This is a genomic window from Glutamicibacter sp. St.4D3 (genome assembly GCF_059728615.1).
The window spans coordinates 2,988,256-3,010,766 of sequence record NZ_AP039380.1; the positions used below are offsets into that span (position 1 = coordinate 2,988,256).

Annotated in this window: 22 protein-coding genes and 1 pseudogene; 9 read left to right on the plus strand and 14 right to left on the minus strand. The window is 67.4% G+C overall.

The window, feature by feature from the left end:
• Positions 1 to 37: 37 nt before the first annotated feature.
• The gene (locus AC6I21_RS13795; protein WP_497762629.1) at positions 38 to 742 is read left to right on the plus strand and encodes an SDR family oxidoreductase; all 705 of its coding nucleotides are present in this window, start codon (positions 38 to 40) and stop codon (positions 740 to 742) included.
• 254 nt (positions 743 to 996) lie between these two features.
• Positions 997 to 2,328 carry an MICOS complex subunit MIC60 gene (locus tag AC6I21_RS13800; protein ID WP_497762630.1) on the plus strand — a complete coding sequence of 444 codons (1,332 nt, stop codon included), beginning with the start codon at positions 997 to 999 and terminating at the stop codon, positions 2,326 to 2,328.
• A gap of 108 nt (positions 2,329 to 2,436) precedes the next feature.
• Here AC6I21_RS13800 and AC6I21_RS13805 read toward each other — a convergent pair whose 3' ends face one another.
• Positions 2,437 to 3,624 (minus strand): glycosyltransferase family 9 protein, encoded by a 1,188-nt coding sequence (locus AC6I21_RS13805; RefSeq protein WP_497762631.1) that lies wholly within the window; start codon positions 3,622 to 3,624, stop codon positions 2,437 to 2,439.
• 257 nt (positions 3,625 to 3,881) lie between these two features.
• Here AC6I21_RS13805 and AC6I21_RS13810 point away from each other — a divergent pair, with 257 nt between their 5' ends.
• The 3 genes from AC6I21_RS13810 to AC6I21_RS13820 are packed head-to-tail and all read left to right on the plus strand — an operon-like array spanning position 3,882 to position 7,676.
• Entirely contained in the window at positions 3,882 to 5,291 is a 1,410-nt protein-coding gene (locus AC6I21_RS13810; RefSeq protein ID WP_497762632.1) for an aldehyde dehydrogenase family protein, read from the plus strand.
• Positions 5,288 to 6,835, plus strand: coding sequence for a D-glycero-beta-D-manno-heptose 1-phosphate adenylyltransferase (gene rfaE2 / locus AC6I21_RS13815; protein ID WP_497762633.1), 1,548 nt, complete (start codon positions 5,288 to 5,290; stop codon positions 6,833 to 6,835). The genes AC6I21_RS13810 and rfaE2 overlap by 4 nt, the downstream gene beginning before the upstream one ends.
• Position 6,836: 1 nt before the next feature.
• Positions 6,837 to 7,676: a glycosyltransferase family 2 protein gene (locus AC6I21_RS13820; protein ID WP_497762634.1), complete on the plus strand. Its 840-nt coding sequence runs from the start codon at positions 6,837 to 6,839 to the stop codon at positions 7,674 to 7,676.
• A 78-nt stretch (positions 7,677 to 7,754) separates the two neighbouring features.
• Here AC6I21_RS13820 and AC6I21_RS13825 read toward each other — a convergent pair whose 3' ends face one another.
• Positions 7,755 to 8,033 carry a hypothetical protein gene (locus tag AC6I21_RS13825; protein WP_138175643.1) on the minus strand — a complete coding sequence of 93 codons (279 nt, stop codon included), beginning with the start codon at positions 8,031 to 8,033 and terminating at the stop codon, positions 7,755 to 7,757.
• A gap of 277 nt (positions 8,034 to 8,310) precedes the next feature.
• On the opposite strand from AC6I21_RS13825, the gene AC6I21_RS13830 reads away from it, so the two are divergent.
• Complete coding sequence (locus AC6I21_RS13830; protein ID WP_497762635.1) at positions 8,311 to 9,912, plus strand: long-chain-fatty-acid--CoA ligase; 1,602 nt, start codon at positions 8,311 to 8,313, stop codon at positions 9,910 to 9,912.
• A gap of 76 nt (positions 9,913 to 9,988) precedes the next feature.
• On the opposite strand, the gene AC6I21_RS13835 is transcribed toward AC6I21_RS13830, so the two are convergent.
• Both AC6I21_RS13835 and AC6I21_RS13840 read right to left on the minus strand, forming a co-directional pair.
• Positions 9,989 to 10,804, minus strand: a complete 816-nt coding sequence (locus AC6I21_RS13835) for an enoyl-CoA hydratase/isomerase family protein (protein ID WP_497762636.1) — start codon at positions 10,802 to 10,804, stop codon at positions 9,989 to 9,991.
• A 92-nt stretch (positions 10,805 to 10,896) separates the two neighbouring features.
• Entirely contained in the window at positions 10,897 to 11,679 is a 783-nt protein-coding gene (locus AC6I21_RS13840) for an AraC family transcriptional regulator (RefSeq protein WP_497762637.1), read from the minus strand.
• A gap of 152 nt (positions 11,680 to 11,831) precedes the next feature.
• On the opposite strand from AC6I21_RS13840, the gene AC6I21_RS13845 reads away from it, so the two are divergent.
• Both AC6I21_RS13845 and AC6I21_RS13850 read left to right on the plus strand, forming a co-directional pair.
• Positions 11,832 to 13,190 carry a CynX/NimT family MFS transporter gene (locus tag AC6I21_RS13845; protein WP_497762638.1) on the plus strand — a complete coding sequence of 453 codons (1,359 nt, stop codon included), beginning with the start codon at positions 11,832 to 11,834 and terminating at the stop codon, positions 13,188 to 13,190.
• A 172-nt stretch (positions 13,191 to 13,362) separates the two neighbouring features.
• On the plus strand, positions 13,363 to 13,863 hold the full coding sequence (locus tag AC6I21_RS13850) for a DUF456 domain-containing protein (RefSeq protein ID WP_138926875.1): 501 nt from the start codon (positions 13,363 to 13,365) through the stop codon (positions 13,861 to 13,863).
• A gap of 19 nt (positions 13,864 to 13,882) precedes the next feature.
• On the opposite strand, the pseudogene AC6I21_RS13855 reads toward AC6I21_RS13850, so the two are convergent.
• From AC6I21_RS13855 to AC6I21_RS13870, 4 genes and pseudogenes are all read right to left on the minus strand, one after another.
• A pseudogene (locus AC6I21_RS13855) lies at positions 13,883 to 14,489 on the minus strand (response regulator transcription factor).
• Positions 14,486 to 15,610: a sensor histidine kinase gene (locus tag AC6I21_RS13860; RefSeq protein WP_497762639.1), complete on the minus strand. Its 1,125-nt coding sequence runs from the start codon at positions 15,608 to 15,610 to the stop codon at positions 14,486 to 14,488. The pseudogene AC6I21_RS13855 and the gene AC6I21_RS13860 overlap by 4 nt, the downstream one beginning before the upstream one ends.
• A complete protein-coding gene (locus AC6I21_RS13865) occupies positions 15,607 to 16,362 on the minus strand; it encodes an ABC transporter permease (RefSeq protein ID WP_138926878.1) in 756 nt (251 codons plus the stop codon). Before AC6I21_RS13865 ends, AC6I21_RS13860 begins: the two co-directional genes overlap by 4 nt.
• On the minus strand, positions 16,359 to 17,276 hold the full coding sequence (locus tag AC6I21_RS13870) for an ABC transporter ATP-binding protein (protein ID WP_497762640.1): 918 nt from the start codon (positions 17,274 to 17,276) through the stop codon (positions 16,359 to 16,361). The genes AC6I21_RS13865 and AC6I21_RS13870 overlap by 4 nt, the downstream gene beginning before the upstream one ends.
• A gap of 162 nt (positions 17,277 to 17,438) precedes the next feature.
• On the opposite strand from AC6I21_RS13870, the gene AC6I21_RS13875 reads away from it, so the two are divergent.
• Entirely contained in the window at positions 17,439 to 18,194 is a 756-nt protein-coding gene (locus tag AC6I21_RS13875; RefSeq protein WP_175419432.1) for a DedA family protein, read from the plus strand.
• Between the two features lie 66 nt (positions 18,195 to 18,260).
• Here the strand turns inward: AC6I21_RS13875 and AC6I21_RS13880 are convergent, their stop codons facing one another.
• The 6 genes from AC6I21_RS13880 to AC6I21_RS13905 form a co-directional block, all read right to left on the minus strand.
• Positions 18,261 to 18,617, minus strand: coding sequence for a DUF2695 domain-containing protein (locus AC6I21_RS13880; RefSeq protein ID WP_138926880.1), 357 nt, complete (start codon positions 18,615 to 18,617; stop codon positions 18,261 to 18,263).
• Between the two features lie 131 nt (positions 18,618 to 18,748).
• A complete protein-coding gene (locus tag AC6I21_RS13885; protein ID WP_497762641.1) occupies positions 18,749 to 19,939 on the minus strand; it encodes a pyridoxal phosphate-dependent aminotransferase in 1,191 nt (396 codons plus the stop codon).
• The gene (locus AC6I21_RS13890) at positions 19,936 to 20,421 is read right to left on the minus strand and encodes a carboxymuconolactone decarboxylase family protein (RefSeq protein ID WP_497762642.1); all 486 of its coding nucleotides are present in this window, start codon (positions 20,419 to 20,421) and stop codon (positions 19,936 to 19,938) included. Before AC6I21_RS13890 ends, AC6I21_RS13885 begins: the two co-directional genes overlap by 4 nt.
• A gap of 139 nt (positions 20,422 to 20,560) precedes the next feature.
• On the minus strand, positions 20,561 to 21,202 hold the full coding sequence (locus AC6I21_RS13895; RefSeq protein WP_497762643.1) for a CueP family metal-binding protein: 642 nt from the start codon (positions 21,200 to 21,202) through the stop codon (positions 20,561 to 20,563).
• 77 nt (positions 21,203 to 21,279) lie between these two features.
• The gene (locus AC6I21_RS13900) at positions 21,280 to 21,867 is read right to left on the minus strand and encodes a DUF305 domain-containing protein (RefSeq protein ID WP_497762644.1); all 588 of its coding nucleotides are present in this window, start codon (positions 21,865 to 21,867) and stop codon (positions 21,280 to 21,282) included.
• A 119-nt stretch (positions 21,868 to 21,986) separates the two neighbouring features.
• Positions 21,987 to 22,442, minus strand: coding sequence for a DUF6153 family protein (locus AC6I21_RS13905; protein WP_138175618.1), 456 nt, complete (start codon positions 22,440 to 22,442; stop codon positions 21,987 to 21,989).
• Positions 22,443 to 22,511: the final 69 nt, after the last annotated feature.

A 22,511-nucleotide genomic window follows, 5' to 3' on the forward strand; every position in this document is an offset into this window, starting at 1 on the left:
AAGAATACCGAACAACCACTACCGCAAGGAGTTAGTTTTGTCCCAGGACAACCAGAAGCACAATCCCGGACGCGTGCTGATCACCGGCGGCAGCTCCGGGCTGGGCGCCGCCGTTGCCAAGGCGGTCGCCGAGGCCGGCGGCACCCCGGTGGTGCTGGACATCCAGGCGCCGGCCGAGGCCCAGGCGCAGTACTACGAAGTGGATGTCACCGACCGTTCAGCGGTGGAGCACACCGTCGAGCAGGCGGCCGCGGACGGCGGGCTGGACGCGGTGGTGACCGCCGCCGGCATTGACCGCTGCGGCAAACTGGATGAGGTCCCGGCGGACCAGTGGGAGCTGGTGCTGGGGGTCAACCTGCTCGGCACGGTCTCCACGGCGCGGGCCGCGCTGCCGCACCTGGAGAAAAGCCATGGGCGTCTGGTGACCATCGCCTCGACCCTGGCGCTGCGCGGGGTTTCGGATGCGACCGCCTACTGCGCTTCGAAGTTCGGGGTGCTCGGGTTCAGCAAGGCGCTGGCCGCCGAAACGGCCGGGCGGCTGGGGGTCACCACGATCATCCCCGGCGGCATGGACACCCACTTCTTCGATGACCGCACCGAGCAGTACCGCCCGGCGGACAACTCCCGGCTCAATGACCCCTCGCGGGTGGCCGGCGCCATCCTGTTCGCGCTCTCCCAGCCGCGGGGCTGCGAGGTGCGCGAACTGCTGATCTGCCACGAAGGTGAGGATTCCTGGCCGTAAAGAGCGGCCCCAACCACGCTCATTGAAGGCAAGGACGCAGCCCCGCACCCGTTGGTGCGGGGCTGCGTCCTTGACTGAAACAGACCGGCGGCTCAAGTCATTCTTTGCGTCTGCTTTGTGCCGGGTAATAAGTACGCTAGGTTGATCTTTGTCACGCGTTCACTTCAAGAGCACGCGATCGGCCGGGGCCTTTTCTTCCACCTTTCAAGGGTCGCAGTCCCAGCCGCTGTCTTTGCGTATAGAACAGGAAAACCATGACCTCTCGCGTCTCCGGAGCGCTCCTCTCCACCGCCGTCGTTTCGGGCCTACTGTTGTCGCCCGCTGCGGCGCAGGCCGACGAAACCGTGCAGTCCCCCACCGCAATTGCGGCCGAATCAAGCGCCCTCCAGGAACCGGCGGCCAATGCACCGGCCGCCCTTCCGGTGCCGTCGGAACCGGTACAACTGAGCGCGGCCGACGTGGCTGAACCGGTGACAGCGGCTGCCAGCGAGCAGGCCCCGCCGGAGAACGAGCCGGCTGAAGCGGCAACCGACCCGGCCGCTTCGCCTGAGGAAACCGCGGCACCAGCCGAGAACGGCACCGAGACAGAGCGCACCGAACCGGGACCGGCAGAATCCGCCGCACCCACCGCTGCGGATCAGCCCACCACGGATCAGGCCCCGGCAAACGGCTCCGGGACGACAGATGAGGACAACTCGCTGGTCACCGAGGTTCCCGGGTCCGCGGAGAAGAATGTCCCCGCCGCCCAATCGGAGGATGGGCCGGTGCCGAAGAAGCAGGAAAAGCTGAACCAAGCACCGGAACCGGCCGCGGAAACCCGTGGGGATGACACAAGGAATCTTGCATCCCTCTTCGCGGCCAACGTCAATGGCGTGTCCTTCGACGACGAGGACGCGTTCTGGGATTACCTTGATGAACGCTTCCCCCAGGTCGATGAAAATTGGACGGAAGAACAATGGGAGGCCTTCTTCAAGACTGCTCAGGGCCGGGAATGGGACCGTCTCGTCGATGAATATCTGGAACAGTCCAGCATCGAGGACCCGGACCTCTCCGATGAAGAACAGGCCTGGCTCGATGAGGTGCTGCGCCTGCTGCCGGAAGGCAGCGAAAGCTGGGACGAAGCACAGTGGGAGCAGTTCTTCAGCACCGATCAGGGTAGGGAACTGCTCGGGATCTTCCTCGGCATCGAGTTCGATATGGTCCAAAGCGAGGCCGAGCTGAAGGAACTGATCGAAAGCTACCGGGAGCTCTTGGAGGGCGAGGACGCTGCCTGGTTTGAGGACTTCCTCGCCTGGTACTTCGGCGATCAGACCGAGAGCGGCAACGACAAGGGCAAGGGTGAGGTGAAGCCCTCCAGCAATGCGTCACCACAAGCCGCCAAAACACCGGAGGCCACGATCGTCGGCGCAGCCGTTGCGCACAAGGTCGACACCGAAGACGCCGCCGCTCAGGCCAAGGCCCCGGCAAGTGATGCCGCGCTGGCCGACACCGGGTTTGGCGGCGTGCTCGCCGCCGGTGCCGGCCTGCTGGTGATCCTTCTTGGCGGCGTGTTCCTGCGCCTGGCCCGGAAGAACACCGCCCGGTAGCGGCGTCGTTCCGCTAGCGGCACTCAATGACGCGGGGCGAAGCGGACCGGTAGACGGTTCGCTTCGCCCCGCGGTGTTCTCCTCTGCGTTTCCGGCTGCGGGCGTTGGCTACTCGGTCGCGCTCTGCAGGTGGCGTCCTGCCGAGAGCAGCTCGCCGCTGGCGGTCAGGTCGGTGATATTCGCATAAACCTCATCCACGCTCACCGCAGCGGTCAGCGGGAAGGTGTGGTCGCAGCGCGGCGCATTCCATCCCACCTGGGTCACGTCGATGCCGCATTCCGGGCAGTGCGTCACCCAGCCCAGGTGCACCCGGTGGCGGCTGCGCTCCAGCGGGGCGGCCATGATCATGTTCCCGGCCCAGAAGATTCCCACGGTGGGGGTCCCCACCGCCTGGGCCAGGTGACGCGGCCCGCTGTCATTGCCCAGCATGACGTCCGCGGACTCCAGCACCCCGACCAGGCCCGGGAGGCTGAGCTTCCCGGCCAGCACGTGCACGGCCTCGCGCTGCTCGGCGGGCACCTGCTCCCAGATCCGCCGGCACAGTTCGGCCTCCGCCCCGGCACCGACCAGCAGCACCTGGTAGCCGTCGGTCACGGCCCGGGTGGCCAGGGCGGCGAACGATTCGACCGGCCACTGCCGGCGTGCGTCGGAGGCTCCGGGGTGGATCACCAGGCGCGGTGCCCGGCGCCCGGCGGCGTCCGGCAGGCTGCGCGCCAGTGCCTCCAACGCCGTGCGTGCCTCGTCCCGATCGTGTTCGGTCACCTCGATGCGCGGGCTCAACGCGGTGGTGGTGGCCCCGGCCATCCCGGCCACCTCCAGGGCCCGAAGCACCTCGTGCTGGTAGTAGTGGTACGGGATGGTGCGTTCAAGTTCCGCCGCGTCCTCGGTGCGGGTGCCCACCGTGTGCTTCGCGCCCAGTTCCAGCAGGAAGGGGTTGGAGAACCGCCCCCCGCCGTGTACCTGCACGGCCAGGTCGAACTCGTGTTCACGCATCCTGGCCAGGAAGTCCTGCACCTGCTGCGCATCCGCGGCCGTGTCCCCGCTGCCGCCCGGGCGCACACCTTCGGCGAAGGGCAGCACCGCCACCTCATCCACCGGTCCGGGCCTGCCGGCCAGCAGTTCGGCATGCAGCGGAGTGCCCAGCAGCGTGATCCGGGCCTGCGGATAGGCCGCGGCCAGCGCATGGATGGCCGGCATGGCAAACAGCAGGTCTCCCAACCCGCCGCCACGTAGCACGGCGATGCTCCCAATGGATTCGAAAGGTGGGGCCACGGGCCCGACGGCGGTCTCGTTCATTATCTCCTTGCCTTTCCTGCCACACGTGCTCCCGGGGCGCATTCGCGCCGTCAGATGGGCTTCTGAGGGCATACCCTACCGCCGGGCGGAGGTTGGCAACGTGATCCTGAGCACTTGCCGGGAACTTGGGTCCGCGGTGACTGAAATGCCGCCAAGCGGGTACCTCAGCGGTAGCAGGGCCTTGTGGACACCTTGGGTGCCCGGGGCCGCTGAACCAGAGCTTTGAGAGCTGATTTTCTGACTGAAGGAGGAACGCGATGTCCACCGCTCCGGCACCAAGCACGCAAGCAGACCGCGACACCGGGCAAATGGTGATCATGGATCCGGCCACCGGCGAGCAGGTCGGCTCCCTCCCCATCGCCGGCCCCGAGGAAGCCCACCGGGCGCTGGCCGCCGCTCGCACGGCAGCCACCGACTGGGCCGCCACCAGTCCTGCCGAGCGCGGCCAGCTGCTGCACCGGGCCGCGCAGGCCCTGGAGGACGCCGCCGAGGAACTGGCCGAGCTGAACCGCCGGGAAACCGGCAAGCCGCTGCAGGATTCCCTGGGCGGGGTGCAGGCCGGGGCCGCGACGCTGCGCCAGTACGCCGAGCTGGGCCCGGTGCACCGCGGGCACTCCCTGTGCGGTGACCAGCTGGCCACCAACTACACGGTCAGCGAACCGCGCGGCGTGGCACTGCTGCTCACCCCCTGGAACGACCCGGTCGCGGTGGCGGCCGGGCTGATCGGGGCCGCACTGGTCACCGGCAACACCGTGGTGCACAAGCCCAGCGAACGCTGCCCGCAGGTGGGGGCGCGGCTGGGTGAGCTGCTCGAACCGATCTTCGCCCCCGGGGTGTTCAGCACCGTGCTCGGGGATGCCGCCACCGGGCGGGTGCTAAGCGAGGCCGGGCAGGCGCAGGTGATCGCCCACGTGGGCTCCAGCGCCACCGGCGCCCGGTTGGCCGAGGTCGCCGCCGCCACCTCGGCGCATCTGATCCGTGAAAACGGTGGCAACGACCCGCTGCTGGTGGATGCCGGGGTGGACCCCCAGTGGGCGGCCGAGCAGGCCGCGCTGGGCTGCTTCGCCAACGCCGGACAGATCTGCACCAGCGTGGAACGCATTTACGTGCACCGGGACATCGCCGCCGAATTCTGCCGGGCCCTGACCGAGCAGGCCCGCCAGCGCAACGCCTCGGGCGACTTCCAGCCGCTGGTGGACGCCGCCCATCGCGAGGGCGTGCACGAACAGGTGCGCCAGGCACTGGCGAGCGGCGCGGTCGCCGCCGAGGGCGGAATGCTGCCCGAGGGACCCGGCGCCCACTACCCGGCCACGGTGCTGCTGCAGTGCGCCTCGGGCATGCGCGTCATGGACGAGGAAACCTTCGGACCAATCGCCCCGGTGGAAGTCGTGGACGACTTCGAACAGGGACTGGCCAAGGCCCGCGCCGGACGCTATGGACTGGCCGCCAGCGTGCTCACCGCCGACATCGCCCACCTGCAGCAGGCGGTCGCCGGGCTGCCGGTGGGCACCGTGAAGGTCAACGCGGTCTTCGGCGGGGCTCCGGGCGGAGCTGCCGAACCCCGCGGGGACAGCGGCGCCGGTTTCGGCTACGGGCCGGAGCTGTTGGATGAATTCACGCTCACCAAGGTCGTCCACGTGAGCGCCCCGGAACGGAGGACCCCATGAAGTCGCCACTAGACCAACTGCACGCCCTGACCGAACAGGTCCCCCAGCTGCTGGCCGAGGCCGCCCCGGTGGTGGCCGTGGTCGGCGATGTCATGCTTGACGGCTGGTGGCACGGGGACATCGAACGCTTCTGCCGTGAGGCCCCGGCCCCGGTGGTGGAGGTCCGTGAACGCTCCTACGCGCCCGGCGGCGCGGCGAACACCGCCATGAACGCCGCCCGGCTGGGCGGGGCGGTGCGGATGCTGGGGCTGGTGGGCCGGGACCGGGCCGGCATCCGGCTGCGCCAGCTGCTGGAGCAGGAGGGCATCGACACCAGCGCCCTGGTGGAGCACGAGCAGGCGGCCACCACCACCAAGGACCGGATCATCGGCGGGGACCAGATCCTCTTCCGCCTCGACGAGCAGTCCCGCACCGTGCCCGCCGAGGCGCTGCAGGCGGTCGCCGACCGGGTGGCCGCGGCCGTGAAGGGGGCGGACGTGGTGGTGGTGTGCGACTACGATTCGGGGATGCTGCGCGGCCAGGTGCATGACGCGCTGGTGGCCGAGCTGGCCGACCGCGACCCGGACCAGCTGGTGATCATTGACGCCCACGACCCGCGCCCGTGGGCCGCGCTGGTCCCGGACCTGGCCACCCCCAACGCCCAGGAGGCCCTGGGCCTGCTGGGGTGGGAGGGCCAGCGCCCGCAGGACCGGGTGGCGCTGCTGCGTGAGCGGCACACCGAGCTGCTGGCGCAGACCGGGTCCCGGGCGGTGGTGGTCACCCTGGACCAGGAGGGCACCATCTACTTCACCGCCAGCGGCCGCGAACACCGCACGTGGGCGCGGCCGGTGACCGAGAAGCAGGCCTCGGGGGCCGGGGACACGTTCGTGGCCGCCCTGTCGCTGGGCTGCGCGGCCGGGCTGCCGCGCAACATCGCACTGGAGCTGGCGCAGGCCGCGGCCACCGTGGTGGTGCACCGTCCGGGCACCTCGGTGTGCAGCACCGCGGACCTGCGGGCCCACCTGGGCGGCGCGTCACGGGTGCACTTCAATACGGGGGATCTGGCGCGGGCCATTGGCCGGCACCGTGAGGACGGGCAGAGCGTGGTGCTGACCAACGGCTGCTTTGATGTGCTGCACCGGGGGCACACCAGCTACCTGGAGCAGGCCAAGGAGCTGGGTGATGTGCTGGTGGTGGCCCTGAACTCGGATGAGTCGGTGCGCCGGCTCAAGGGTGAGGGGCGGCCGGTGAATCCGGTCGCCGACCGGGCCGCGGTGATTGAGGCGCTCAGCTGCGTGGACTATGTCACGGTCTTCGACTCGGACACCCCGGTGCCGTTGATCCAGTCGCTGCAGCCGGAGATCTACGCCAAGGGCGGGGACTACACCGAGCAGATGCTCGCCGAGAGCGCCAGCGTGCGCGAGTACGGCGGTCAGGTGCGGATCCTGGACTACGTCTCGGATCATTCCACCACCGGGCTGCTGCGCCGCATGTCCCAGCAGGGGGCGGCCGGCAACGGCGCGGCGGCCAAGGTCGCCGAACAGTCCCCGGAAGCGGGAGGCTGAGATGGCCGGCACAACCCCAAGTCTGCAGGTGTTGATTCCCAGCTTCGCGCGGGAAGCGGAACTGGCGGTCACCCTGGCCGGATTGGCCGGCCAGCAGGACTGTGAGTTCGGCGTGATTATCGCCGACCAGAACGACGCGACGCCCGGATGGGAGCACCCTGCCGTGGAGGCGATGGTCCGGGTGTTGCGCACCCAGGGCCGAACGGTCGCCCTGGAACGCAACCTGCCGCGCCGCGGCATGGCCCAGCAGCGCGACTTCCTGCTGCGCCGGGCCACCGCGGAACGGGTCCTGTTCCTGGACAATGACATCTGGCTCTCCCCGCAGGGGATCAGCCAGCTGCAGCAGGCCATGGACTGGGCCGGTTGCGGTTTCATCGGGGCCGCAGTGCAGGGGCTGTCCTACCTGAAGGACCGCCGGCCCCAGGAGCAGGAGCCGTTCGAGCTGTGGGAGCAGCCGCCGCGGCCGGAAAGGCTGCGTCCGGGGGATGCGAACTTTGAGCGCTGGACGCTGCACAACGCCGCGAACCTGTCCCACATTGCCCAGCAGCTGGGGATCGCGCCGCAGCAGTGGCGGCTGTACAAGGTCGCCTGGGTGGGCGGCTGCGTGCTCTTTGACCGGGCGAAGCTCGAGGAATGCGGCGGGTTCGAATTCTGGCGCCAGCTGCCGGCGGCGCACGCCGGTGAGGACATGGTGGCCCAGCTGCGGGTCATGGAGCGCTTCGGCGGGGCCGGGCTCATCCCCTCCCCCGCGGTGCACCTGGAATCGGAGACCACGGTGACCGACCGCTCCACCGAAGCGGCCGATGTGGTCCTGGATTCCCCGCGGCCCGTGAAGGGCTAGAACCACGGCACAGGCAAAGACCCGGCCGACGGCACTGCTGCCGTCGGCCGGGTCCTTGCCAGCTGACCTGACTGCCGGTCAGCGCTTGACGATCTTGAAGAAGGTGCTCGCCTCCCCGTCGGCCTTGTGCTCCTGGTAGAGCAGGGCCAGGCGTTCGGCGTCGAACTTGTCGAACCAGTCCTCCCAGGAAATGTGCTGCAGGGCGTCCTCCCCGGCGCCCCCGGGGAAGTCGAAGCGCAGGATGCCCGGGTCATCCGCGTCCCCGGTGGAACGCACGCAGGCAGGGCTGCCCTCGTTCTTCTCCACCCACTGACGAATCTCATCGTGGTCCACGGTGGTCTTCGATTCGGAAGCCATGTTCCCTCCTAGTACTCATCGGTGTTTGCCGCGGGCACCGGGGCGTGTGCGATGACAGGTCGCGGTGCCCATAGGCGCCACGCTACGCAGGCGCGCGCCGCGCTGGCCACGACCACCGGGAACTTTTCAGGTTCACCGAACACCCCTGCTGGCGCGGTTTGACGCCCCCGATGACCCAACATGACACTTCATGCCTTGAATTGATACCCAGTTTCACTACTATGGAGTAATCACAATTTGTGACTGGACTCACACTTCCATCCCGCAAGGAGTACCGATGACTCGCCCAGCATCAAACCTCACCATGTCCGTTGCCGCGATCCTCGCCGAATCAGCCACCCGCTTCGGCGAGCGCAATGCCATCACCATGAGCGGGGTGAGCACCACCTACGCGCAGCTGTGGGATGAGACCCGGGCATATGCCGGCGCCCTGCGGGAACACGGCATCACCGAAGGGGACCGCGTCGCGGTGCTGATCCCCAACGTCACCGACTTCGCGCGGGTCTACTATGCGGTGTTGTCCTTGGGGGCCGTCGTAGTACCGATCCACGCGTTGCTTAAGCGGCACGAGATTGCCTACGTGCTGGAAGATTCGCAGGCCACCCTCATGATCTGCGCCGCCCCGCTGCTGGGCGAGGGCAGCGCAGGCGCCCAGGCCGCCGGGGTGCAGGTCTTCAGCGTCATGGCCCCGGAAGAGCTGGGCTCGGACCGGTTGGAGGACCGGGCCCAGCGCGCGGAAGCGATCACCACCTATGTTCCGCAGCACCCGGAGAACATGGCCACCATCTTGTACACCTCCGGCACCACGGGCAAGCCCAAGGGGGCCATGGGTTCACACCTGGCCCTGGTGGAGCAGACCAACACCCTGCTGGTGAACACCATTGACATGCGCGCCGGAGACAAGATCTTCGGCGGGCTGCCGCTGTTCCACATCTTCGGGCAGACCGCGGTGCTGAACACCGGGCTGCGGGCCGGCAGCGAACTCATGCTGCTGCCCAAGTTCACCGCGCAGGGTGCCCTGGACCTGCTGCTGGATGAGGAAATCGACGTGTTCATCGGGGTGCCCACCATGTATGTGGCGCTTTTGGAGGCTGGACGGCAGCGCACCGACAAGCCGACCAAGCTGCGCTACGGGGTCTCCGGCGGCGCGTCGCTGCCGGTGGCGGTGCTCGAGGCGTTCGAGGCCCGCTTCGGGGCGCGCATCCACGAGGCCTACGGGCTGACCGAAACCTCCCCGGCCGCCACCTTCAACCATGTGGGCCGCGAACCGCGTCCGGGCACCATCGGCACCCCGGTGTGGGGTGTGGATGTGGAGATCGCCGACCCGCTGGTTCGCGATTCGATCAAGCTGCTGCCGCGCGGGGAACTGGGCGAACTAGTGGTCCGCGGCCACAACATGTTCTCCGGCTACCTGAACCGGCCCGAGGCGACGGCCGAGGCAATGGTGGACGGGTGGTTCCGCACCGGGGACCTGGGAACGAAGGACGAGGATGACTACCTGCGCATCATGGACCGCACCAAGGACATGATCCTGCGCAACGGCTACAACGTCTATCCGCGAGAGGTGGAGGAGGTGCTCATCAGCCATCCCGAGATCTCCAACGCGGCCGTCTACGGGGTGCCGCACCCCACCCATGGCCAGGAGGTGGCCGCTTCAGTGACACTGGAAGCCGGTTCAAACCTGGACGCCCGGAGCATCGGCACGTGGATCAGCGAACGGGTCGCCGCCTACAAGTACCCCCGCCACATTGAGGTCATTTCCGAGTTCCCGCTGGGTCCCAGCGGCAAGATCCTCAAGCGCGAGCTGGTGGCACGCCACGGCCAGGAGGACGCGCCGGGCCGGGGCACGCTGGCCGGGCAGGACAGCGCCACGGTTTAAGCCCGCCTGCCGGCCGGGACGGTTCGCACCCTGCGGACTGTCCCGGCCGGAGCGTGGCGTGAAGCAGTGTGGACCTTCAGGAATCCTGGCCCGCCCCGCCCTCGGGTCGGTGGGTGGAAAAATCGGGTCGGCGGTGTTCAAGGAACGCCCGGCGCCCCTCGGTCAGGTCCGTGCTGGCCGCGTTCTGCGCCCACAACCGCCGCCAGTGCTCCGTCACCTGCCCGTTTGCAGGACCCATCCCCATGACCTGCTTGGTCTGCCGGATGGAGAACGGTGAATTGGCCACCAGCCGCCCGGTCAGGTCCTCCAGCGCCCGCTCCATGCCGTCGGCCGGCACCAGGTCGGTGAAGAGATTCCAGTCCACGGCCTTCGCCGCGCTGATGGACGCGGCGCTGAACAGCAGGTAGCGGGCTCGGCTCTGGCCGACGCGGTCGCGCAGGCGCTCAATGCCGCGCTGCGGGTAGACCAGCCCGAGCTTGGCCGGGGTGATGGCGAAGCGGACGTTCTCCGCCGCCAGCTGGATGTCGCAGGCCGCGGCCAGCTGCCATGCTCCACCAAAGCAGTTGCCCTCCACGGCCGCCACGGTGGGCACCGGGCAGCTCACGATGGCCATATCGAGCAGGTCAAAGTGGTTCAGCGGGTTGCCCTGCCGATCCTCATCGAAGAGCACCCGGTCCATCTCGTTGATGGCGATGCCGGCGCTGAATTCCTTGCCCTCTCCGCGCAGAATGATGCACCTGATGTGCGGATCCTCCCCCAGGCACGCCAGGGCCTGGATGAGTTCCTGGCACATGCCCAGCGTCAGCGCGTTGTGCTGGGCCGGATTGCGCAACCAGATGGTCGCGACCTGCCCGCTTTTGTCCACTGCTATTTCCTGGAAGGTTTGCGTCATCCCCGTGCCTTGGTTTCGTGGTTCGCCCGCGGCCGATTTTTTCCGGCCGCACGGCCCCTTGGCCTCGTCCTTGCGGTCATTGTCCGGCAAGCTCATCCCCAGCGTTCCTGCCCGGTTCCCGCCGGCGCATGCAGCGTCCGCTGATAGTTGCCCGGGGTCACCCCCACCAGAGCGGTGAATGCATCAATGAAGGTGCTGGGGTTGCTCCACCCGCAGGCCGTGGCGGTATCGAGCACGGACACCCCGTCGGTGAGCAGCAGCAGGGCGTGATGGATGCGCAGCTGGGTGCGCCACTGTCGGAAACTCATTCCGGTTTCGGCCTGGAAAAGGCGGCTGAGGGTGCGTTCGCTCGCCCCGACGCGGTGCCCCAGTTCCCTCAGGCTGGCCGGGTCGGCCAGGTCGCGTCCCACCAGGCGAGTGACGGCGCGCAGCCGGTCGTTGTGCGGTTCGGGCAGGTGCAGGGGCTGTTCCGGCGTCACGGTGAGTTCATCAATGATCACCATGCGCAACCGGTCACGCACCGCCGCTGCCCGCCGCCGCTGCCCGGTCAGGGCAAGGGTGGCCTCACGGGCCAGTGGCGAGACGGCCAGCACGGCCGGGCGTTCGGGCAGCAGCGCGGCGAAACGCTCTCCCATGAAAACGATCCGCATGTCGGTGTGGCCGTGGGCGCGGTGCTGATGCATGAACCCTCCGGGGATCCACACCGCACGGTTCCAGGGGGCGATCCAGGATCCGGCATCGGTGAGCATGGATAGCACCCCGCTGGCCGGATACACCAGGTGGCCTTCATCGTGAAGGTGGGCGGGCGTGAAGTGATCGTGCCCGAGCAGCAGCGTCTGCTCGGGTGAAAGCAGGTCGTGGCGAGTTTTCAGCATCAAGAGTCACTCTACCGGTTGAGCGTCAAGGGTGGCGGGCGAAAACATGGAAGCACAGTGCACCACCGCGCCTAAGGCCGGCGACCACGGCCAGGGATCTGGCCCAACGCACTTTTATCCCCCCCCCCGAACGATGTTGAAGCAAGGATCCGATGACCCCGCGCCCCGAAGACGCCGCTGCCCTGGAAACCTATCCCGTTCCCGGCGGTGAACCTCCCTCCGCCCCGGAGGTGGGCCAGCCCGCCGAACGCGCCCATGGCCGATGGGCGCTGCTGCTGCTCGGTGCGGGGCTGATCCTGATCGGCCTGAACCTGCGCATTGGCGTGGCGGCGATCGGCCCGGTCCTGGCAGAGATCCGCCAGACGCTGGGCCTGTCGGCCACCGCGGCAAGCCTGCTCACCACCATCCCGGTCTTCGCCTTTGGGCTCTTCGCTTTCCTCACCCCCGGGCTGACCCGTCGGATCGGGATGCACCGGCTGCTGGGCGTGACCATGCTGACGCTCGCGGCGGGAATCCTGCTTCGCCTGCACCCCAGCCTGCTGGCCCTGTTCGCCGGCACCGTGCTGGTGGGCGCCGCGATCGCGGTGGGCAATGTGGTGATGCCCGCAGCCATCAAACAGGACTTTGCGCACCGTGCGGGGTTGATGATGGGCCTGTACTCCACCGCGCTGTTTGTCGGCGCCGCCCTGGCATCGGGTCTCACCGCACCCCTGGTCACCGCGCTGGACGGAAAGTGGCAGGCGGCCCTGGCGCTCTGGGCGGTGCCCGCGCTGCTGGCGCTGCTGGTCTGGATCCCGCAGCTGGGCCGCTTTCCGGGACGGCTCAAGGCCAGCCCGGCCGTGGCCGATGCCCCCACCGAACGCGGTGAACCGCCGTTCCGGGCAATGCTCGCCGATCCGGTGGCGATCGCGGTCACGGTTCTCATGGGCCTGCAAAGCGTCAGCTACTACGTCGCGCTGACCTGGGTTCCCACGATGCTGCAGGATGCCGGCATGGATGCCAGCACCGCCGGGTGGATGCTTGCCTACTCCGCCTTCCCCGGCATCGTGGCCTCACTGTTCACCCCGGCCCTGGCCGTGCGGGTGCGGGCCACCTGGCTGCCGGTGGTGCTGGCCGTGGCCCTGACCGGCGCCGCCTACCTCGGTCTGGCGTTCCTCCCCGCCACCGGCGCGCTGGTGTGGATGACGCTGCTCGGGTTGGGGCAGGGCGCCTCGATCAGCCTGTCGCTGTCCTACATTGTCTGGCGCTCACCCAACACCCATTTCACCGGCCACCTCTCGACCATGGCGCAGGGCTTTGGCTACCTGCTGGCGGGCCTGGGGCCCATCGGCATTGGCGCGCTGCACGGGCTCACCGGTGAATGGGTCGTGCCGATCGGCGTCCTGGGCGTGCTGCTGGTGGCCCAGCTGGTGGCCGGCATCGCCGCCAGCCGTCCCCGGCTCGTGCAGGCCCGCGGATGGCAGGACCCGGAATCGCCAACCCCGGCGGTCACCGAGCGCGTGGAAGCCTAGGTCCCTAACCTCCGGGCAGCCAGCGCACCGGCCACCGCTGGGCGGGGGGCAACCGTGGTGTTGCGTGGCCCGTTCCCAGCCCTCGTGCCCCAGTCCTGGCTTGCCCTGCCCCCGGTGAGCGGTGGCAGGGCCAATGGGGGTTCCACCGGGGATGGCATGTCACACTGTAACCGTGGACGCACAGATCATTTACACCATCCTTGCCGGCGTGCTGCTGGTGGTTTCCGCCCTGGGCACCATCTTCCCGGTGCTGCCCGGCTCCCTGCTGGCGATCCTGACCCTGCTGGGGTGGGGTTGGCTGCTGGGCAGCGCCGCCTCCTGGTGGGCGGCCGGCCTGGGCATGCTGATCGCCGCCCTGGGGTGGTCCGCCTCCGCGGTGCTCACCGGGCGCAAGCTCAAGCAACACCGGGTGCCGCGCGGCTCCATCTTCTGGGCCCTGCTGGGCGCGGTGATCGGCGCCTTCGTCATCCCGGTGCTCGGACTGTTCGTCGGCTTCGCGGTGGGCCTGTTCGCCGGCGAAGCCCGCCGCCACCGGGATCTGGGCACCGCCTTTGACTCGTCCTGGTCGGCGCTGAAGGCGATGGGCTGGGGCATCCTGATTGAATTTGGGTGCGTGCTGTTGGCCAGCTCCATTTGGGTCATCGGCCTGATCACCCACTTCGCCACCCGCTGATGCGGAACGGAAAACCGTCCTAGATCCAGCCGTTGTCCTGCGCCACCCGGGCCGCTTCGATCCGGTTCGCCGCACTGGTCTTGCCAATCGCACTGGATAGGTGGTTGCGCACGGTGCCCACGGAGAGGTGGATCTGCGTGGCGATCGCGGACACCGGCTGGCCGCTGGATGCCAGGGCCAGCACTTCACGTTCCCGCTCCGTCAATGGGTTCACCGCCGACTGGACACTGATCATCGCCAGCTTCGGATCAACCACCCGGCCCCCGGCGTACACCCGGCGGACCGCGGCGGCCAACTCGGCCGGGGGAGGCGTCCTTGACCAGGAAGCCGTGGGCACCGGCGTCGAAGGCCTGGCGGAAATATTCCGGACGGTCAAAGGTGGTGACAATCAGGATCTTCACCCCCGGATGCTCCGCCCGCACCTGCACCGCGGTGCTCAACCCGTCCTGCCGGGGCATCTGGATATCCAGCAGGGCCACGTCCACCGGGTGTTCAGCCAGGGCCGCGGCCACCTCGTCCCCGTCGGAGCATTCGGCGACCACCTCAATGTCCGCCTCCAGGCTCAGCAGCGCGGCCAGCGCCCCGCGCACCAGATGCTGGTCATCGGCGATCAACACCCTGATCATGTATTGCTCCCCGTCCGCCCAAAATCAATGTGCACGCTGGTGCCGCCCAGCGCCGACTCCCCCACCGTACAGCTGGCCCCAAACAGCCGGGCCCGTTCGCGCATGCCGCGGATGCCGTGACCTTCGGCGGCGGCGCCCAGCCCGTCCCCGTCATCATCAACGCTGACGCTGTGCTGCTCCAGGCGCACCCACACCGCGGAGGCGTGGGCATGGCGCAGCACATTGGTCATGGCCTCGCGCACCACCCAGGCCACATGGGAGCGCAGCGCGGAGGGAATGTGTTCGGCGTTGCCCACCAGGTTGAAGGTAATCCCGTTATCGGCGCACGCCCGACGCAGCTCCTCCAGCTCCGCACCCAGATCCTCCCGGTTGATCCCGTGCACCGTGGTGCGCACCGAATCCAGGGCGGAGACCGCCAGGCTGGACAGCTGCTCCACCTCGCCGCGGGCCCGCTCGTACTGCCCGGCGTCCATCAGCTGCAACGCCAGCTGGGCCTTGAGGTTCAGGGCAGTCAGTGAATGCCCCACCCCGTCATGCACGTCGCGGGCCATTCGTTCCTGTTCGCTGAGCACCAGGTAGTCCGCCCGCAACTGTTCGGCCGCCACCGAATGCTCGATCGCGCTGGAGGTGACGTAGTAGATGACCATCAGCACCAGGTTCAGGCCGATCAAAAACAGCATGTCCAGGAAATCGCCAAAAATGACCGGCAACGCAAAGCAGAGCACCGTGGCCACCGCGTAGGTGGGGTACAGGACCCTGCGCGGCAGCAGGAAAGCGGCATAGGAAGTGATGAATGGAATCAGGCCCAGGCTGCCGCTGCGCAGCACCGGGATGCCCAGCAGCACAATGCCCACCAGCGCGCCGAAGTACCACAACGCCTCCGCCTGGCGGGCACCGCCAAAACCTACCGCCCAGGAAAACCGGGCATAGCCGCGCAGGTACACGGCGGCGAACACCGCGGTCAGACCCAACCCGATGACCCGGATGGCGGCGGGGTACTCCCCCTGGATCAGCTGCAGGACCGGGAAGATCAGAAACAGGATCCAAACCCCGGAGATCCACCAGCCAAAACGGGCCCAGAACTCATCGGCCTCGCGTTGCGAGGCCTCTAATCCCGTCACTGCCGCGCCCGCGCCTTGCGGGTCGCAACGACCGCGAACACCGCGAAGATCACTGCCCATAGCACCAGATTAGTCACTGGCATCCACAATGGGTCGGGGGCGAACCCGGTTTCCGGGGCCACCTCGCGCAACTGCAGGTAGCGGATCAGCGCCACGTAGCCGTACATCGGGGTGAACCGGGCAATGTCCAGCATCATGCCCTCCAGCGGCATGAACACGTTGCCGAAGAAGGCGAAGAAGACCATCAGCCCACCGGCCAGGCCCAGTGCGGACTCGGATTTGAAGACCATGCCCACCCCGATTCCGTAGCAGGCAAAGATCAGCGAACCGCCGATGGTGATCAGGTAGCTGGCCGCCCAAATCCAGTTCTCGCTCACCTGCGCCCCGGTCGCCGCACCCAGGGCAAAGACCAGGGCCGAGGAGATCGCGGCCACCGTGGTGGCCACGAGCATCTTCGAGGAGACAAATGTCGCCGGCGGCATGCGGGTCAGCGCCACCTGGCGGCCCCAGCCCTGCATGGTTTCGGTGGCCACGGTGCCGGCAATCGCCACCGTGGAGACGGCCGCACCGTAGGCGGCCATGGACACCATGACGTAGAACTTCACGTTGCCGAAGCCCAGTTCCTGATCCGTGTAGGAGGGGATGTTGCCAAAGAGCACGTACATGGCGCTGGGCATCAGCAGGGAGAAGACCAGGTTGTAGCCGTCGCGCAGGTGCCGGGCGAACTCGACCCGGATGTAGGTGGCGTTCATGATGCGTCCTGCGTGAGGTGAATGAAGGCTTCCTCCAGGCTGGGCGCGGTGATCTCCAGGTCGTAGGCCCCGCACTCGGTCAGCAGAAGGCGGGCAAAGGCGTCCGAGTCCTGGCAGCGGAAGGTGGCGCGAAGGCCGTTGCGCTCCTCCAGCCGCACCTGGCCTGCACCGTTTAGTGCGTGGTCAATCGATGCGGCGGTGGGCAGGGTCGCCACGACCTTGCGCCCGGAGATCATCTGGCGCAGCTGTTCGGTGGCGCCGTCGGCAACCACCTGGCCGTGGGCCATCAGCACCGTGCGTTCGGCGAAGTTTTGCGCCTCTTCCAGATAGTGGGTGGCAAAGATGATGGTGCGCCCCTCGGTGGCCTCGGCCCGCATGGTTTGCCAGAAGTCACGCCGGGCCCGCACATCCATGCCGGCGGTCGGCTCGTCCAGGATCAGCACATCCGGGTCGGGCAGCAGGGCCAGGGCGAACTTGATGCGCTGCTGTTCACCGCCGGAGCATTTGCCGACCCGCCGCTTGCCGATGGCGTCCAGGCCAGTGCGCTGCATGACCGCTTCAACCCGTTCGGGCATCCGGTGCATGGAGGCGATGACCGTGATCGTTTCGCGTACCGTCATGTCCCGCAGCAGCCCTCCGGTCTGCATGACCGCCGAGACCCGTCCGCTCTTGACCGCGCGGTGCGGGTCCAGACCCAGCACGCGGGCGGTGCCGCTGGTTGGCGGGGTGAGCCCGAGGATCATGTCCACCGTGGTGGTCTTGCCCGCGCCGTTGGGGCCCAGCAGCGCGACGATCTGCCCGGTGGGGATCACCAAATCCAGGTCCCTGACCGCCTCGACGCGGGTGCCGCCGGCGCTGAAGGTCTTGCCCAACCCCTGCAGGGTGACGGCGTCGGCTTTCGTCAGTGTTTGCATGTTTCCCAGTCTGGTTTGGGCGGGCGGCAACGCGGAGAGCCAAAAGTCATGAGCTGGGCATGACGAATGTCATGGGGCGGCATCGCGTCTAGCGCCGGCGGGGGCGGTGATTTCGCTCAATTGGCTGGGAAACTCTCAGAATAATCCCGTAATCTTCTTACCGTGCCTGATCTTTCTTCCCTAGCCTCTTTTGCATCCCAGGGCGGCGTACTGCCGCTGGGTGCCGCGTTTCTGCCTGACTGGCTGAACCCTGCCGTATTCCTGAACGACCCTGCCCTCGGCCCCTGGGTGCTGCTGCTGGTGTGCGGCATCGTATTCGCCGAAACCGGCCTTTTGGTCGGTTTCTTCCTGCCCGGGGACTCCATGCTGTTCACGGTGGGAATGCTCATTGCCACCGGAACCATTCACATCCCGCTGTGGCTGTTCTGCCTGGCGATTTTCGTCTGTGCCTTCGCCGGTGACCAGACCGGTTACATGATCGGCAAGAAGACGGGGCCCGCGATCTTCAAACGCGAGGACTCCCGCTTCTTCTCGCAGTCCAATGTCCGGCGTGCCCACGACTTCTTTGAGCGCTTTGGCGGCCGTGCTGTGGTCCTGGCCCGTTTCGTGCCGGTGGTGCGCACGTTCGTCCCGGTCATCGCCGGTGTGGCGAAGATGAAGCACAGCACCTTTGTGTGGTTCAACCTTCTCGGTGCCCTGCTCTGGGGCGTCGGGGTGACCATGCTGGGCTACTGGCTGGGACAGATCGAGTGGATCGAGCAGAACATCGACCTGATCTTCATCCTGATCGTTTTCATCTCGATCATCCCGATCGTTTTCGAGTTGGTCAAGGCATCGATGACCGCGCGGAAGAACGCCAAGGCCGAGAGCCAGGATGCTCCAGCTCAGGAATCCCGCTCGAACTCCACCAACAACTAGATCACCACGGCTGCCGGGCATCCTGCGTCCGGCGAACCGCCTTCGGGGCTCCCGGCGCAGGGAGGGCTAGGCAGAACGGCGGCGGAACTGTCCGCCGCCCCATTGCACGCCGCGGCGCATCAACCACTGGTCACAGGGTTGGATGCAGCCGCGGCGTACTCCGTGGCAGACAATGTCGGCGGCATCATCCAACAGCCGGGCCGTGGCCGCACCGGCCGGGCGTACCGCGTTCATCAACACCTCGCAGTCACAGTACGCACCAAGCAGATTGATCTTGCGTTCCAGGGCAGTGGCGCGTGGTGCCGCGGTGTTCCGGTAGTGGATGAGGAACCGCAGCGTGCAATCGCAGTCAAAGTCCCGGGCCATTCGGTACAAAAAGCAGATCAGACATTCGTGGTCCACGGGTTCGGGCAGATCCGACATGTCGGCTCCTTTACTGCTGGAGGGATCAGGTCCCTGCCAGCTTCACCGCTTCACGCCCGCGCCGCGGCCAGTCGCCGCCGGTTTGTGGACAACCACCCGCAATGGGTCTCTTGCCTACAGATCCCAGTTGACTAACCTACATGCCTTGCAAGGAATGCTTCGACGCGGTCCAGCGCTTCGGCCACGCGCTCGTACCCGGCGGCAAAGGACAGCCTGATGTACTGGTGTCCTGCAAAGGGATCAAAATCGCCGCCCGGGGTCAGGGCCACTCCCGCCTCCTGCAAGAGGGCGGTGCAGTAGTCCGAGGCCGTTTCAAATTCGCCCAACACCTCCTGGGCGAGCTTCCCGTAAAGGTAGAACGCGCCGTCGGCAGGGGCCGCCTGGCTAATGCCGAGCTTGTGCAGCCCCTCCAGGACCAGGGCGCGGGTCCGGGCGAACTCCGCCACTCGTTCCTCGGCCTCCCGGTAGCTGGATTCCTCGAATGCCGCGAGCACCGCCTGTTGTGCCGGGGCCGGGGCGCACAGCGCCAGGTTTGAGGCCAGCGCATCCACGGCCTCGACCAGGTCGTCGGGCACCAGCATCCAGCCCAGCCGCCAGCCGGTCATGCCCCAGTATTTGGAGAAGGAAGAAACAACGATGGCGCTGTCCGAATACTTCCAGGCGGTCTGCGAACGACGCTCGGGGTCAAACTCGATGCCGTGGTAGATCTCGTCGCTGACCAGCCGCACCCCCTGCTCGTGGCACCAGCTGGCAAGCTGGTCCAATTCGGCTTCGGAGAACATGGTGCCGGTCGGGTTGTTCGGTGAGGCGATGATCAGCCCGTCCAGTCGTCCGTGTTCGGCCCGGGCCTTTTCCAACAGTTCGACACTGGGTTGGAAACGTTCGGCCGGCCCGGTGGGCAGATCCACGACTGTTAGCCCCAACGCCTGCAGGATGTTGGCGTAGGCCGGATATCCGGGCCGCGCCAGCGCGACCACGTCTCCCTGGTCAAAGGCGGCCAGGAACGCCAGCTGGAAGGCTCCGGAGGAGCCGGTGGTCATCACCACGTTCTCCACCGGCACCGGCACCGCGTACTGGCGGTGGTAGTGCCCGGCCACCGCTTGGCGGGTGGAGGTCAGGCCGCGGGCGGGGGTATAGCCAAATTCCTGGTGTTCGCCGTGCAATGCGGCGGCCCGGTCGTTCACGGCCCCGGGGGCGCCGCCACCGGGTTCGCCAACGCACAAGGAGATCACGTCCTGGCCGTGGGCGCGCAACACCGCCACCTGCTCGACAATCTTCATGACTTCAAAGCCCGGAACCTGGGCGCGGCGGGAAACCTTCATTTCTTGGCCTGCACCTTGAATTCGCGCGGGCGCACCGGGTGGCGGGAGAGGATGGAGATGCGGTTGAACGCATTCATGGAGATGGCCAGCCACTGGATGACGGAGAACTCCTCGTCGCTGAGCACCATTCGGGCGCTGGCCAGTGCGGCGACCCGCTCGTCGTGGCACGGCAGCTCCGTCGCGGCTTCGGCGATGACCAGGGCGGCGCGTTCGCGCTCGTCAAAAAGATCCGCGTCCTCCCACACCCCCAGCAGGGCGATGCGCTGCATGCTCTCCCCGGCCTCCAGGGCGCGGCGGGTGTGCAGGTCCAGGCAGTAGGAACACCCGTTGATCTGTGAAACCCGCAGGTTCACCATTTCTGCCAAGCGGGCGTCAATGCCGGCCTTGCGGTACGACTCCCCCAGCTGCTCGGAGAAGGCGACGATGGAGCGCCACAGCTCGGGATTGGACTTGTCCAGGAACAGCGGATCAGAAACAGCCATAAGCCGAGTCTAGTATGCGCCCCCGCTCCCCGAGCCAGCGGATGCCGGCGGGCCGTGCCGGTTCCGGCACGGCCCGCCGGCGTGAGTCCCCAATTTCCTTTCGCTCCCGGTCAGCGTGCGACTGCCCGGGTCCGAGGGGCTAGGTCAGCTGCAAGGTGGTCAGGCAGGTCGCGTCCTCATCGGAGACCGTGGAAATGTTGGTCGTTCCGCTCTTGCCCTGTGCCTCGACCGTCAGAGTCCCCTCCATGCCGCGTGGCAGCCAGAGCCCCACAAATCCGTTGTCGAAGGTTTGCATGGATTCGTCCACGAGCTTCTGCCCGGTCTTGTTGTCGGTGACGGTGACCTTCACGTCGGAGTTCTGCATCTCCCCCAGGCAGGTGGTCAGGCTGTGGAAGTGGCAGTCGTGGGTCTGCTGCTGGTAGGGGGCGAAGGACAGGTAGAACTTGTCCTCCGGCATCGGCAGGGTGACTTCCTGCTGGTCATCCATGAGAACCAGTCCCGCGGGCCGCACCGAGGCGATCAGGCTTTGGCTGCGTTCGCTCACCGGCAGGGCATCCAGGCGGTCGACGATCTGGGTGGTGTTCAATCCGTCGAGCCCCTGGGCGCTCAGGAACTGCTGCGTGGAGTCGGCGGCCTGCACGCTGGTGGTGGGGGCCGGTTCCGGGGTGCTGCTGCACCCGGTCAGGGCCAGCGCCCCCACGGCGAGCACTCCAAGGACACGGGCTGTGTGTCCGGCGGCGGTGCGGTGGCGGTTGTGCTTGGGTGTTGTCGGCTTTGCCATGGTGGTTCCTCGTGCTGGGGTGCGCGGTGGGCCAGGGGCCCACCGCGCGTGGAGTGGAGTGGTTTTTTGGGGGTCGGTTACAGGCCGGCCAGCATGTCCTTCATCTGCTGAATTTCGGCCTGCTGATCGTTGACGACCTGTTCGGCCATATCGATGGCCGGTTGGTAAGACCCGTCGCGAATCTGGTCCTCGGCCATGGTCACGGCCCCCTCGTGGTGGGCAATCATCTGCTCAAGGAACAGCTTGGAGGCGTCCACCCCTTCGGCTTCCTGCAGGGCCTGCAGGTCTTCCTCGCTCATCATCCCGTCCCCGTGGCCCATGTCGTGCATGTTGTGGGACTCTTCCACGCCCCACTCCTGCTGCCAGGACTGCAGTTTCTCGATTTCCGGGCCCTGGGCTTCCTTGATCTGCTCGGCCAGGTTGGTCACCTGCGTGTCGATGCCCTGCTTGGCCAGGATGATGTCGCTCATTTCGATGGCCTGCTCGTGGTGAACGCTCATCATCGCGGCAAAGGACTTGTCCGCGTCGTTAACGCTTGCTGTCCGGGCGGAGGTGGCGGTCTGCTCCGGGGTGGCCCCCGGGTCCTGATCCTGGGTGGCGCACCCGACCAGCACTGGGGTAAGGCCCAGGCTCAGGGCAGCAAGAACGGCAATTGGCTTCTTCATGTGGGTTTTCTCCGTGATTTCGCATCGCTGAGGGCACGAACGGATCGAAAGTCCGTGTGCCGGGGCATGGGTTTTCGACTCCCGCCGGAAGCGCAGGAAGGCGCGCGGGAGCCTGCCGATCAGGTGCGGCTAATACACAGCGCGTGCAGCGATGGGCTTGGCCGGAAGCGCCGTGCCCGGAGGCGGTACCCGGGTCCTGCCCGGCAGAACCCGATGCGGCGGGCCCAGAAGGCTGGCAGCACGCCGAGGGTGAGGAAAAGCAGCAGCAGCGCGGCGACACAGGCGGCGCTCACCACCTGCTGGTCACCGCTTTTCTGGCATTCGGCGCATCCCACGGCAGAGGTATCGGCCAGCAGATGCTGGTTGTCGGTGGCCGCCGGTGTCTGTGCCAGCTGCCCGGCGGCGGTGAAGGGATGGGCCTCATGGGCAGGTGCGGTGCCGTGCAGGTTCAGTCCATGCATCAGCAGCAAACCCACCACGACGGCCGCGGCCAGCAGAATCCCACGCAACATGCCGGGCAGGGTGCCGGGCACCGACGGCGCCGGCGGCTGCCGCAGGACGGGTGGGATGTTCATATCTGCAGATTCTAGCCACATGGACTGTGAGCCCCCTAAGCAGGGAAGTTCCATCTTCACGCCGGCGCG